This window comes from Pseudoalteromonas sp. P1-9, from assembly GCF_001399975.1.
Taxonomy (GTDB): domain Bacteria; phylum Pseudomonadota; class Gammaproteobacteria; order Enterobacterales; family Alteromonadaceae; genus Pseudoalteromonas.
This window is the reverse complement of record NZ_LKBD01000029.1, coordinates 26,339-40,076: the sequence shown is the minus strand read 5'-3', so window position 1 is coordinate 40,076 and position 13,738 is coordinate 26,339. Positions and strand designations below refer to the sequence as shown.

Genomic DNA, 13,738 nt, shown 5'->3' with positions numbered 1-13,738 from the left:
TTTTTACTTTTATGTTAATTCATAAAAGCGGTCTCTTGCGGCCTAAATTTGGAGAAATCATGAATAATAACAGTAAAGTAACTCAGTTAATTAGCACTATGACGTTAGCTGAAAAAGTTGGGCAGCTCTTTGTATTGGCATTTGCTGGGCCCGATATTGATTATGCGAAACAGTTGGTGAAATCACATCATGTGGGTGGTTTTTATATTACCGATGATAACGCTGCCACACCTAAAGATGCGAAAACATTAGCTGACGAACTGCAACACCAAGCCCAGTTACGTGCGTGCGATGCCTCGTTATTGCTGTGTGTTGACCAAGAAGGCTCGTGGGGTATTTTAGCCAAGCACACCGATTTAGGGCCGGGAAATTTGGCTCTTGGCAAAGCTAATAAACAAGATCTAACTGAGCAAATGTATCAGGTATTTGCTGAGCAAATGCATGAAATCGGTTACAACACACTGCTATCGCCTTGCTCTGACGTTAACACCAATCCCAACAACCCGATTATTGGTTTGCGTTCATTTGGAGAAACGCCTAAGCAAGTCGCAACGCATGTTGCAGCAGCAGTTAGGGGTATTAAACGCGGTGGCAATTTGGCAACGGCAAAACACTTTCCAGGTCATGGCGACACGCATAGTGATTCCCATCAATGTTTGCCAACCGTCGACAAAACGTTGAGCGAACTGCAACAGGGTGATTTGTTACCGTTTCAAGCGGCAATTGATGCCGGTGTATCGCTGATTATGACAAGTCATATTTGCTTCCCACAGCTTGACGATACTTACCCTGCAACATTGTCATCAAAAATCTTAACCAACTTGCTACAGCAACAAATGGGCTTTAATGGACTGATCATAACCGACAGTATGAATATGTGGGCAATGCGTAAAAACTACCAACCTGCTGAAGCCGCAATTTTAGCGTTAAAAGCAGGTGCGCATTTAGTGATGCTAAGCGAAGAGCACTATGAAAACAGTGCAACTGATTATAAAGCGCTACAACTTGCTACGTTAAATGGGGTGATCCACGCAGTTGAATCAGGGCAACTTGATGAAGCCGTGATAAACGACAGGTTACACCATGTGTTGTCGTTTAAATACGACAAGCTCAATGTTGCAAAAACGCCGGAGCACTTAACTGCAGACGATATTGAAGCGTTAATTGAAACGGCGGTTAGTAGTAGCGTTTCGGTGTTGCGCAATGAGGTGGGGAATTGGCCACTTACTGGTCGTGAGTTTACTCTCACCTTTGCCGCGCATCCGAAAAAATATGACAGCTTAGTAAATAGTCGCGGTATTGGGCCAAACGATCCCCGATCTGCAAAAGATACCATTATTCAGGGCCTACAACAGCGCACAAGTAAAGTTAACTTATTACCTTTTGATGAGTTTTTAACGTTGCTTGAAGGTTGTGATGAGACAATTTCAACACCGTTTGTAATTGTTACCGAAGATTATCCGTTACCCGGAGAAAGCTTTGATGTAGCAGAGCAAAAACGATTAGTACAACGCGCGCTAAAACGCTTTGGCAAGCAAGTAGTGGTGATTGCTATGCGCTCAGATTACGAACTAACGGACTATGCAGAATTGGCGACTTACATTTGTGCATACTCAAGTCGTGTTTGTGCCGCAAAATACATTGCGTCACTTTTATAGAAATTAGGCAAAAAGAATGAGAATTGCTTGACAATTAGTCAAAATGATTTAATAAATAATTAATCAAAATAATTTACTAATATAAATAAACTAAAGTGGCAATTGCGTGCGTCTGGGGAGAAGGCAGTGCTTTGACGGAGCGAGTTAACTGGTAATGTAACTATTTTTCAGTTGGTTAGCAGCAGTGGTGCCACATAATATTTGAAAACTTATAAATAATAATAAGGACAACAAGATGAAGACTAACCAACCTGTTGCGGTAACACTAAAAGCAACACGCCTGTCATTGTGTATTAGTGCAGCGCTTTGTGCCATGACATTTAATTTGTCAGCAGAAGAGAGTAAACAACTGGCCGAAAATGACAACATTGAGACCATTGAAGTGCGTGGCATTCGTAGAAGTTTAACCAAAGCACTCAATACAAAGCGCTTTGCCAACGCTGTTGTGGACTCAATTTCAGCTGAAGATATAGGTAAGTTTCCCGATAAAAACATTGGTGATGCACTACAGCGTATCCCTGGTGTGACCGTTGTTAGAACATTTGGTGAAGTAAACGGAGTAACCATTCGTGGTACGGCACCTGAGCATAGTATGGTGCTATTAAACGGTCAAAATGTGGCAAGCGTTGGTTGGTTTGACTTGGGCGGTATGAACCGTAGCTTTAACTTTGAAATGTTAGCGTCGGAGCAGATTGCTGGCATGGATGTGTATAAATCCGTTGAATCTAATATTAATGAAGGCGCGATGGGCGGCACGGTTAATCTTAAAACCCGTAAACCGCTCGATATGGATGCTGGGACTGTATTTGCGTCGGTTGAAGGCATGTATCACAACAATGCTGAAGACTGGTCGCCAGCGTATTCAGCGTTAGGCAGTTGGAAGAATGACAGCGAAACGTTTGGTGTGTTACTCGCGTATTCCAATGAAGAGTCAAAGGTATACCGCGAAACCTTGTCGAATTTTGGCCCCGCTGGAAACGCCACGTTTACTGATTCTAATGGCGTAGAGCGTAGCTCTTATGGCGCTATGTCATCTATTTTATTCGATGAAGATCGCGAGCGAGCAAGCTCTCAACTGACATTGCAATACGCGCCAAGCGATAACTTATCGTTTAACTTAAATTACAATTTATTTGAATTGAAGAACGATCACGTCAATTCAGCGATGTTTGCCATTGTTGGTTTTGGCCAAATGCAAGGTGATTCGGTTGTTGAAAATGCAAATGGCATTGTTACTCAAGCCACATCGCTTGCATCAGGTGCTGGACTTGCGCCATTGTTTAACAACGCGGTATTACGTAAACCTGATATGCAAACAGACGCGCTTAACTTTACCGTTGAATATGAGGCGGATACGTGGTCTGCTGATTTTGTAATTGGTAAATCGGATGCCAAAGGTGAAACGTTGCAGTCGAGTACGTGGTGGGGGGATATCACGAACACCGAAAATTCAAGTTTTAGTTTTGATGTCGCTGGACCTCTGGAACTCATCCCAACTAATCCAGCTTATCTTGAATCACACAGTAACTTTGATTTATTTCAAGAGTTTACTTACATCAATTACATTCGTGAAAATGAAATTGATTACGCACAAGCTGATTTCACTTTTTTGCTTGAAAGCGAGTTAGTAACATCAATTCAAGCGGGGTTAAAATATCAACAACAAACGTTTTCATCACAAGGTAATTACCAAGACCTTGACCTAGCAGCGGCAATGGCTGATGGTCTTTCGTTAGCTGATTTTAATGGCGGTTTTGTATCTGGCCTGCACTCAGCAGAAGGGCGTGCGGGAAGTATGTCGTCGTTTCCAGTAGCGAGTCGCGATATTTGGAGCTATGCCGAGGCTAACAAGCCAACTAGCATTTCTGTACGTGACGCTTTTTCAATAGAAGAAGACATTACCGCGGCCTATGTAAAAGCTAATTTTTCAGGTGAAGGCTTTCGCGGTAACGTAGGCTTGCGTATCGTCGATACCGATATTCTTTCAGTGGGCGAAATTAACGGCGTAGCGGGTGAAGTTGAAAAGTCTTATACCAATTACCTGCCAAGTGTGAATGTGGCAATGGACCTGTCAGACGACCTTATTTTCCGTGTTGCAGCAGGCTCGACGGTTTCGCGCCCTGACTATGACGACATGAAAGTAGCTGACATTATCTCTGAAAGTTTTCAAACAGCTAATGTGGGCAGTCCTGAATTAAATCCATACAAATCAGATCAATACGATATGGGCTTAGAGTACTATTTTAATCCGTCATCGATTGTAGGTGCGACTTTCTTTATAAAGAATATTAGTGATTACATTGAGCAAACCACAGTAAAAGAAAACTATGCTGGGTGTGGTCCTGAATGTTTAGTGACACGTTCTCGAAATGTAGGTACCGCGGATGTGCAAGGTATTGAATTACAATACCAACACGACTTTGGTAACGGTTTTGGTGCCCAGTTTAATTACACTTACACCGACAGTGCACGTACCAACTCAGCCGGTGAAGAAGTACCAATTGAAGAAGTGTCTAAAAACTCATTTAACTTATCAGGTTACTTCGAAAACGAAATGTTTAGTGTACGTTTAGCTTATAACTACCGTGATGACTGGGTACGTCAGTATAATGGTAGTAGCTTAGACAGCTTAAATGATGCGTATGATCAGTTAGATGCATCGGTTATATGGCACGTTACAGAAAATGTAGATATGTCATTTGAAGCGGTGAATTTGCTCAACGAAGCATTGGTACTGCGTCAACCTAAGGCGGGCAATATTGTTCACAGTGTGGATGAGTTCGGTACCCGTTACTTTGTTGGCGCCAGCATTCGCTTTTAAATGAAAGGTTTGAGGCTAATGTACCTCAAACCGCTATATTCCAAGTTGTTGAATAAAAAAGTATTACAAATACCACATCAGCAACGTTTATCCGTCTAACACAGATGGGCCTAATTATGTTGTTTAGATTAGTGGCTCGTGTTCCCCTAAGGCAAGCTGCCCAGTTTGCCTTATCTTTATCTCACAATTATCACTATTTTAAAATGTAAATAAAAAGTTAAATTAATAAGTAAATTGTATTGACTAAATTTTAAGCAGGCGTTAGTGTGGATTATGTTAGACCATTAGATTTAGCGCAGTTCTGGTTTAACCAAGACAATGCGATTGTTTAAGCATACTTAAATTAACTTTTGCAAAATTAGTAATTTGTAAACAATTTTAAGAAGGACACCCTAATGCGTCACGCTAAAATGACTACTTGCGCACTGGCTGTATTAATTAGCTGTAATGTCAATGCAGGTACTGGTATTCAAGACTTTTTAGATTCATTACGAAACTTTGAATCGGGTATAAACCCAAATCTCGCTGATTTTTATCTCGAAAACCTCAATAATCCTGTTTATAACTATGCGCGGGTAAGTGCACCCGGTCGTATGGTACGTGATTGCTCTACTGGTAGCATGATCCCCGAGCCAACTACCATCAATGAGTTTTTCACTAAACTGGGGGTCGATCATTTTTACAACGCGCAAACCCCTAACGATCCAGAAATGTTTAAGAGCATGCAATACAACTCAATGAATGCGTGGGGCTTTGTTGGTTATCAGTTAGGTGAAGCAGTATTAATCGATGCAGGGTATTACAGCCCAAAAGTGGTTACAGTAGACGGTGTTGAATACGACAGTTTTTATGTCTTTGTCGATGATTCAACATGGATTGGCTGCGAAACTGAAGCGTTAGTCGAGATCGTCGGCTCTGGTGGCAATAAAATCTTAGCAACGGATGTTAATAACTGGCAGGGCACGTTTGTTGGCAAAAACGGTGTTAACTCATTTGCCGATTTAATAAAGCCAGAAAAACAAGAATTGGTTATTCGCGATGCCATGCATTTTAATTACGGTGTAATGACTCAATTGTTAAGTGACGCCAATATGACATGGGCAGAAGCACTTACAAAAAGCTGGCCGGGTGTTGATGACAATGGCAATCCAGTGCAAGTGCAAGCGACTATGTCGGGGTTGCTAGCCGCAGCACATTTACGCGGCGCGTGGGGCACAGCACGTTTATTAACAAAGGATGAAATTACGTGTGACGAATTAGGTACTTGTATCACTAAATATGTACATAAATTTGGCGGTTATAATACCATTTTCGATACGCCTTTTGACGATGTAATTGAAGGCTCAAGCTACGCAGAAACATTATCCGCAGGCTGGGGTAATGATCTTGTGATATTAGGTGGCGGAGTGGATACGCTTGCGTTACATCAAAATGACAGCGCTATCACTACGGTGCGCGGTTTCACCCTTGCAGAAGATTTTATTGTGCTACGAGACTGGACAGCGGCAGAGCCACTGGCAAATTTACAGATAGCTGATGTTGCTGCTGGTGCAGAGCTTAGCTTTGCTAATCAACGTGTGGTGATTGAAGGGGTGAGCGCAGCCGAAATTAGCGCAAATCCAAGTGCCGTGATTGCAGAATCAAAAATTTATGAAATTGCCTGGTCGGGTTCGCAAACGGTTAATAATTTTAATCCACGCTTAGATAAAATTCGGGGCACCGCAGGGATTGGTTTTAAACATTTAAAAGCGTACGAAACGGATAATGCGCTGGTGGTTGGTGTGCAAGCAGCAGATGGTGGCATTTATAGCTCGGTTGAGTTAGTGGGTTTAACCATCGCCGATTTATCGCCAGATATGTTTGATAATGTAACCGGTGGGTATGACCGTTTAGGCTTTATTGTTCCACTTAATAGCCAAAACTGGGGCTGGAACATGACCTTGTCGGTTAATAGTTTTGATGCAGCAAAAACAGTGATTAGTATGCCACTGTTTAATTACAGTTTTTCGATGCTAGTGTTAACACAAGAAGGTGCGGATACGGTTATTACACTAGATGCAGCAGCGTCGCAAGGCGATCAAAAACGGCTAGTGCTTAAAAATACCGATGTCACAACACTAAGTGCAGCAAATTTTTCATTTGTTAATGGTAACTTTAGTGACGCGACAATCGATATTCCGGTTTATTACACGGTAACTGCGTCAGTGGTGGGTAGTGGCGGTAGTATTTCACCACTGCCTAATGCAAATGGCGAGCTAAGTGCAAAAGGTAACACTGACTTCACACTTAATTTTGTTGCAGATAGTGGTTATCGCGTGGGAAACATTACAGTTGATGGGGTAACAGTTACCGCAGCAAATGCTTATACTTTTAATGCTATCAGTAGTAATCACACTATTTCTGTGAGCTTTGAACAAGGGGTTTCTTGTCCAAATGCATGGCTTGCGTCAGAGGTTTACACGGGCGGTATGCAAGTGACTTATCAAGGCAAAATATACGAGGCCAAATGGTGGTCGCAAAATAATGTGCCGACAGCGGGTGATCCGTGGAAGTTTGTAAGTGACTGCCAGTAATCATTTCATAAAATAGCAAAGCGATGCTCATTACATCGCTTTATTTGCGTTTCCACCTCATAAGAACTCACAGTTATAGCCCAATAAAACTAATATGTAAGCCAATGGCGTTATCAAAGCCCTTGTCAGCAAAAAAGTTTGAATAATTGAGCTGAATATGCACATTTTGTGTTAGCTGATACTCAAAAAACGCTTTAGCATAAAGTGAGCTTTCAAAGTCATCTAATGTTTGGCGTTCGCAGCTATCACAGTTAAATACGGCGCGTTCAATATTGTTGTAGCGATAACCAGCGAGTAAGCCAAATGACATACGCTCAACAGTTTGCGGTGCGAATTTAAACCCAGCTTCAGCATACATTGCAAACCCCGTAATTGATGACTCTTTACTACTGACCTGGCCGGTAAATTCGTTTTTTACAGTTTGCGCAAATGGTGACGTATCTTCCATGTACATGTAATCAATTCCGGTAGCAAACTGCAAATAGCGATGTGGTTCACCTTTGTAATACAACCCGATTGCATGCGCATTACTGCCATCGATTGCGACACTATCAACAGTAGCTTGATAATCACTAGCGGTTAAATATTGATAACTTACGCCAATTGAATAGTCGTAGAAGTTCACGTTTTGCTTTTCAGATGCATGCGCACTGACAAGCCAAAGTATTAAGCTGGTTAAAATTACTGTTTTCATGAGTTATCTCCTTAGAAAGTGCTTTGACAGCTGCGAACCAGGTGAACGTGGTGTTTTGTTTGTCGGGAGCTGTAAAAGACAATACTATTTTGATACTGGTAGTGATAACTGGCGTCATCATTACGTGGGTTTGGTGTAGCACTCCACACTTCACCGAATGGAATGTTTTTAAACGCAAACGGGTTTAGTGGGGGCTCCTCGCAGGCAAGCTCGATATTTTGTTGCAGTTCTTTGATACTCGGCAAGCGCCATGGCTGCGTATTTGGCGTGTTATCATTTAGTGTATTAGCGTATTCAAATGCTTGTTGCCAATCTAGTTTTTCTGCTTCGCCTTGTTCACAGTTGTCACCACTTAAGCCAACAACGCATTTTTGCCAAATTAGTCCGGTTAGGGTATCGAGTACATTACCGTTTTGATCTTGTTTGTAACGTATAGTAGGTGCGGTATTCGCTTCAATTGCATTACACCTTTGTTGTGGTGCGTAGCGACGACGGCTTTCAATTTCTTGTTCTTCATTTGTTGGCGGTTGAAGTTGTTGAAGAATGCGGTCAACACCACGAACCGCACGAATATGGCGCGTTGTAGAACTAACGCCACCAGCCACACGGCCCACATTAAAATCGACCGCCCAAACGCTGCCCTCATCATCAACATCAAGGGTGTTGCTCCAATAAAATGCGGTTTTGGTATGTGGGAAAAAATTACTATCAATTGCTGGTGTATTGGTGTGGTAGTTAACGATTTCCTGTAACTCGATTTTGCTCGGTAAACGCCAATCATTGTAACCGCACAAAGCCTGTTGATTTAGTCGTTTTAAATAGCGTTGGCTATCGCAATCACGATCACAGTCACCGCCGTTAATGGTTGAAAATGCGCCGAAATTATCATCGCGCCAAGTGTAGGTATGATTTGCATCTTGTAGGCCGCCAGAGCCAGCAAAGGTTTTCACTTCCCAAATAAGGCCGGTTACATTATCAAGTACACATGATGCAGTTTCATTCATATCATTAATTCTATTGCCAGCGTTATCGAGCTTGGTAAAACTAAACCCAGCATGGCCGTCTAGGTCTTGGTTTTGCGTAGCATCCGCACCTATATCGCAATCTTGCAAGAAACCCGATTGGTTATTGCAGTTAGCAAAATTGCCAGCAGGAAAATCCCCAGCAAGTTGCGACCCAGTATCATTGAATGCAATGCTCATCTCATCACATGTGCATTCGCCATCGCATAGTGGCAGCTGAAAAACAGCTGCAGCTGGTTGCGAAGTGTTTGCGTCATTTACTTGTGCGGCACTTTGCTCAACCGCTTCATATTTACACGCACCTAGTAAAGTGCAGCTAAGCATAATTGCGAGGTGCAATAGCGCGTATGAATATCTTGCCTCGTTTTTCATAACGTTGCCTTAGCCAGATTGGAATAGATTAATGTTTGCAAAAATAAATCCAATGGCAGTTACACGAACGTCTTCAGGCGTTAATGATGTGGCGATTTAATTTTCTAACGCTATGAATTATCGCGTGTAATTCTCTCAAAATAACTAGCGGACTGAGCATTTGCAGCGTAGCAAGCGTTAACCATTGTTGTTTATCGACTACTTGCTTTTGCAAAATTCGGCGGGAAATTCGCAAATTGCAACGCATTTTTATTTAGCTGCGGTGCCGGTTATTGAATAGCTCGCGCGGAACAGTATTAATGTCGAAATTATAACTATTTGTTTAATTAACCTTTTTTGGTGGTTTTTAATAGCGTGCTAGGAAAGGTTGCGAGTTATGGATTGCTTTGTGCCTGAGTCATTAATAGCGCAGTTGGGTAGATACACTGTTATCACTGCTAACTGCGCGATGACTTACGTTAGCAATATAATAGGAGCCGTTATGGAATCAGTTGACCCAATGTTAATCGCGTTTCTACCAAAAGATATACGCAACATGTTCTTCCCATACGCAAGTGTGCAACTTGCAGCCCTTGTGCTCAATCTGTTGATTGGATTTGTAATGGCCAGCATTATAGGTGTGCACTTTCGCAAATATGCGAGCGCGTTTTGCAATCGCCAAGATTTCTCGCGTTTGTTTCCACTTTTAATGTTAAGCGTGATTTTAATTATCACAGTAGTCAAAGCATCACTCGCGCTGGCTCTTGGTTTGGTGGGGGCGTTATCGATAGTACGCTTTAGAACACCTATAAAAGAACCCGAAGAACTGCTTTACCTCTTTTTGAATATTGGTGTGGCAGTTGCGCTTGGTGCCGGACAAACGCTGGCAGCGGTAGTTGCGTGTTTTGTCACTCTGTTCTTAATTGGTTGGGTTAAAAAACGCGACGATAAAACCAAACAAGAAAACGGTTTGTTCTTGTCGCTTAATTTTATTAGTGATCAAAGTCTAAAAGATACGCAACTGGTCTCGCAACTTAAAAGTTTGTTGAGTGAACATGCCGATAGAATTGAATTACGCCGTATCGATATTGCAGATAATCGTTTCGACGCCAACTTCTTTATTTCAGTAAGCGATGAAAGCCAAATTGACCTGTGTATGAGGGCACTGTCAAACGCGTTTTCTGGTATCAATATTTCGCTGCTGGAGCAACATAATATTGCGGGGGTTTAGCCATGCGATTAGATACTCCGACTCAATCACCAACGAAAGGTGACCGCATAAAATTATTAGGTGGCCTGTTGGTGTTAGCAATTTTGCTAATGCCATCTGCAGGTGCAGTCAAACGATACTTAGTTGATAAAGGATTTGTTGCTGAGCATGTTTCAGGCAAAGACAAAGCGTTGCAATTAATGCGCAGTGTAGTGCAGGCTCCGCAAAGTTACTTATCAGCCAACACCGATTTACCACTCATCAAGGTCGATATTAAGTATCAGGATTGGCTCAAGCTTGAAAATGACAGACGCACTGCATTTGAGCGTGGCATGATCCCAGAACTGCGTAGCCAAGTGCCAGCCTCCATTGTATATGGTAAGGAGCGCCATACTGCAAAAGTGCGCTTGCAAGGTGATATGTTAGATCACGTGAATAAACAAATACGCTGGTCCCTAAAAGTTGAACTTAAGAAAAAACAAGCTTTGTTTGAATCGCGTAAGTTCGCCTTAGTTGCGCCAAGTGTGCGCGTAAACCAGGGACCGAACCTGTTTGCCAAAAGTTTAGCGCTCAGCAACTTTGACATTGTTTCGCCGAAAAATATTCCTGTGCGCTTAATTGTTAATGGTGCAGATTGGGGTGTTATGTTGTTTGAACAATCCTTTAGTCAAGATTTGTTGGCGGTTAATAACCGCACGGAAGGCTTGATTACACGACTTGATTTAGTGTCGCAAACAACAGATGAAAACGGCAAAGTTATTCGTACGCTGAAGCCGAGAGTTTTGCAGCGTAAAACCATTTTGGCAAATCAAGCGCTTGCTAATCAACGGCAAATTGCATTGTCACTGTTAGATGATTTTTTAACAGGCAAACGCCCGGCAAGCGATGTATTTGATGCGCAGCGCATGGGGCAATATCTTGCGATGGTTGATTTATGGGGAGCATGGCATGCGCTGACATGGAATAACTGGCGTTGGTATTACAACCCGCATATCGCCAAACTCGAACCGATCCAAAGCGATGTAGCGATAACGCCGGCTGCGCATATTTGGTTAATGAAACCGCCAAGTCATCAATTCGCACTAAGTAAGGCAATGCTTGCAGACGCTAATATCAAGCAACATTATTTGACAGCTAAACAGCGTTTAATTGCGAGCCTTGATACTACGCTTATTCCAGCACTGGCTGATTACGACAAACAATTTATCAAATCGCTGCACAGTGATAGTCCACTCACTACGCCATTTAACTATCAGGTAATGAAGCAACAAGCTAACTGTTGGGCTGCTAATTACCAAACTGATGAGTGTGAGAGTATTGTGCAAGTGAGCGAAGAGCTGCATAAGCAAATGGATGGGTTTAGCGCGCTAGCGCCATGGGATCTATTAAGTCGATTAAAAAATGAAAATGGTAAACTTGTGTGGTCGGTGGTGAATAATCAAGGAGCTCCACTGACGATTAAAAGCATTGAAGGTGTTACAAAACGCCAAGAAATTTCGCCACTTGAGCAAATTAATGATGAGTTACCCGTTACTATTGCCGCAGGCGAAACATTAGCGGTTACTTTGCCAGAGCGTTTACATGCAATCAAGGTACGTGCGGGACTTGAAGATAAAGGCACAGACAGTTTTTATTTTCAAAAAGACACGCCCCCATTGGCATTTATTCCTCGCGGTGGCATCACACCGTTCAACGCATCTCATTATCAAGCGTTTATTACGCAAACCGAAAATAAATGGGTATTTAAGCCGGGCCAGTGGCTTATTAATGAATATTTAGTGACGCCGCCGAATACACAAGTGGTGATCCCTAAAGGAACCACGCTTAAATTTAGCCGGTATGCAGGTTTGATGGTGTTTGGCGCACTTCATAGTCAAGGAACACAGCATCAACCCGTTGTTATGACGCGCCAAGCGGATACTTCAAAGTGGTCAGGCTTAAGTGTTTTCTCAAATGACGTAAATACCATTAACCAAGTTGAACATCTGCAAATAAGTTATGCCAGTAGCCCAAAACTCGGCTTGTGGCAGCCACGAGGCGCTATTTATTTTGTTAAAGGCAAGGTGAATATGCGCTCGGTGCAAATTACTGATAATCAATCTGAAGATGGCTTAAACATTATTAATGCAAAGGTGGATATATTCGACTTAACCATCAAAAACGCGTTGTCTGATGCATTTGATTGCGATTTTTGCACTGGTGTGCTTGATACCAGTCAATTTACCAATATTGGTTTTCGCTCTGGTGGCGATGGCTTAGATGTAAGTGGCTCAACGCTTACGGTAAAACATGCCAAGTTTAATAATGTGCGTGACAAAGCCATTTCAGCGGGTGAGCGCAGTCAATTGTTTGTCAGTGACACTGAATTTGACGATGTAAATTTTGGCTTGGTTGCCAAAGACAGCTCCTTAATTGAAGCTGACGGAGTGCGTGCGTCTAACATTCAACATAAAGCGTTAATGAGTTATTCGAAAAAGCGGATTTTTGGCCCTGCGATAATGCGAGTTAGTGATTACTTATGTTCTGATCCCAACTGCAGTGGCAAGAATACAGCGGAATTGGGCAGTCAATTATATGTGAATGGGCTAGCTGTGCGCACTGAAGCGCTTGATGTGAAAAACTTATACAACACAGTAATGAAATCGGATAAACCAAAATGAACCTACAGCAAAGAGAATATCGGTTTGAGGTTAAAGTGCCAGTTCCTTTAAATCGATTACAAGAAGTGTATATATGGTTAATGGCGCACTCGATGATGTTTCGTGAACATTTTACACCACGAGATATTAATAGTTTGTACCTAGATACGCCGTTTTTAGCGCGCTTTGAAGAAAATTTAAGTGGTATTAGTACGCGTAAAAAAGTACGCATTCGCTGGTATGGTGAGCTGCATCATGCTCATCAGGCCAAACTTGAATTTAAGCATCGCCAAGGTGGCAAAGGGTTTAAGGTCACGTTTGATACCGCATTACAGTTCGAAAACCCCGACTTTTCATGGCTTTACGCACTTAAAAACGCTTACCAATCTTTGCCAGTAAATGCTCAGTATTTATGGGATACAGAACATTCTCCAATGATTATCTGCCGCTACCGTCGGGAGTATTATATTTCAGGTGATGAGTCTATTCGAGCAACGTTTGATAGTAACATTGAATCATACGATCAACGGTATCGTCAGCAGGCAAATTTAACGCGTGCTGCAGCTTTGGGTGATTATGTCTTACTGGAGCTTAAAACAAACGCGGATAATGAAGCTGCGTTAAGTGATTTATTGGCTACCTGCCCGTTAAGACCCTCTCGGCACTCAAAATACGTTAACTGCATTCGTCATTTGATGTGGCAATAGGGTTGGAGGTTTAAAAGGCATTTAACCGAATCACTTATTTTTTCACTTAAATGTTTTTAAACA

The 13,738-nt window shown here is 42.3% G+C and carries 8 protein-coding genes; 6 read left to right on the top strand and 2 right to left on the bottom strand.

Translation table 11 applies throughout. The features are described 5' to 3' along the window. Positions 1–59: 59 nt before the first annotated feature. The 3 genes from AN214_RS15940 to AN214_RS15930 all read left to right on the top strand — a co-directional run bounded on the left by AN214_RS15940 (position 60) and on the right by AN214_RS15930 (position 7,052). Positions 60–1,658, top strand: a complete 1,599-nt coding sequence (locus AN214_RS15940; protein ID WP_054980635.1) for a glycoside hydrolase family 3 protein — start codon at positions 60–62, stop codon at positions 1,656–1,658. A 235-nt stretch (positions 1,659–1,893) separates the two neighbouring features. Next, on the top strand, positions 1,894–4,479 hold the full coding sequence (locus tag AN214_RS15935; protein WP_054980634.1) for a TonB-dependent receptor: 2,586 nt from the start codon (positions 1,894–1,896) through the stop codon (positions 4,477–4,479). A gap of 395 nt (positions 4,480–4,874) precedes the next feature. Continuing rightward, the gene (locus AN214_RS15930; protein WP_054980633.1) at positions 4,875–7,052 is read left to right on the top strand and encodes a carbohydrate-binding protein; all 2,178 of its coding nucleotides are present in this window, start codon (positions 4,875–4,877) and stop codon (positions 7,050–7,052) included. Between the two features lie 73 nt (positions 7,053–7,125). On the opposite strand, the gene AN214_RS15925 is transcribed toward AN214_RS15930, so the two are convergent. Together AN214_RS15925 and AN214_RS15920 are read right to left on the bottom strand one after the other, a co-directional pair. After that, a complete protein-coding gene (locus tag AN214_RS15925; RefSeq protein WP_054980632.1) occupies positions 7,126–7,746 on the bottom strand; it encodes a hypothetical protein in 621 nt (206 codons plus the stop codon). Positions 7,747–7,757: 11 nt separating this feature from the next. After that, on the bottom strand, positions 7,758–9,140 hold the full coding sequence (locus tag AN214_RS15920; RefSeq protein ID WP_054980631.1) for a DUF1566 domain-containing protein: 1,383 nt from the start codon (positions 9,138–9,140) through the stop codon (positions 7,758–7,760). A 481-nt stretch (positions 9,141–9,621) separates the two neighbouring features. On the opposite strand from AN214_RS15920, the gene AN214_RS15915 reads away from it, so the two are divergent. Genes AN214_RS15915 through AN214_RS15905 form a run of 3 tightly spaced genes read left to right on the top strand, consistent with a single transcriptional unit; the run spans position 9,622 to position 13,675 of the window. Beyond that, positions 9,622–10,350, top strand: a complete 729-nt coding sequence (locus AN214_RS15915) for a DUF4956 domain-containing protein (protein WP_054980630.1) — start codon at positions 9,622–9,624, stop codon at positions 10,348–10,350. Between the two features lie 2 nt (positions 10,351–10,352). Further along, on the top strand, positions 10,353–12,989 hold the full coding sequence (locus AN214_RS15910) for a hypothetical protein (protein WP_054980629.1): 2,637 nt from the start codon (positions 10,353–10,355) through the stop codon (positions 12,987–12,989). Then, positions 12,986–13,675: a polyphosphate polymerase domain-containing protein gene (locus AN214_RS15905; protein ID WP_054980628.1), complete on the top strand. Its 690-nt coding sequence runs from the start codon at positions 12,986–12,988 to the stop codon at positions 13,673–13,675. Before AN214_RS15910 ends, AN214_RS15905 begins: the two co-directional genes overlap by 4 nt. Positions 13,676–13,738: the final 63 nt, after the last annotated feature.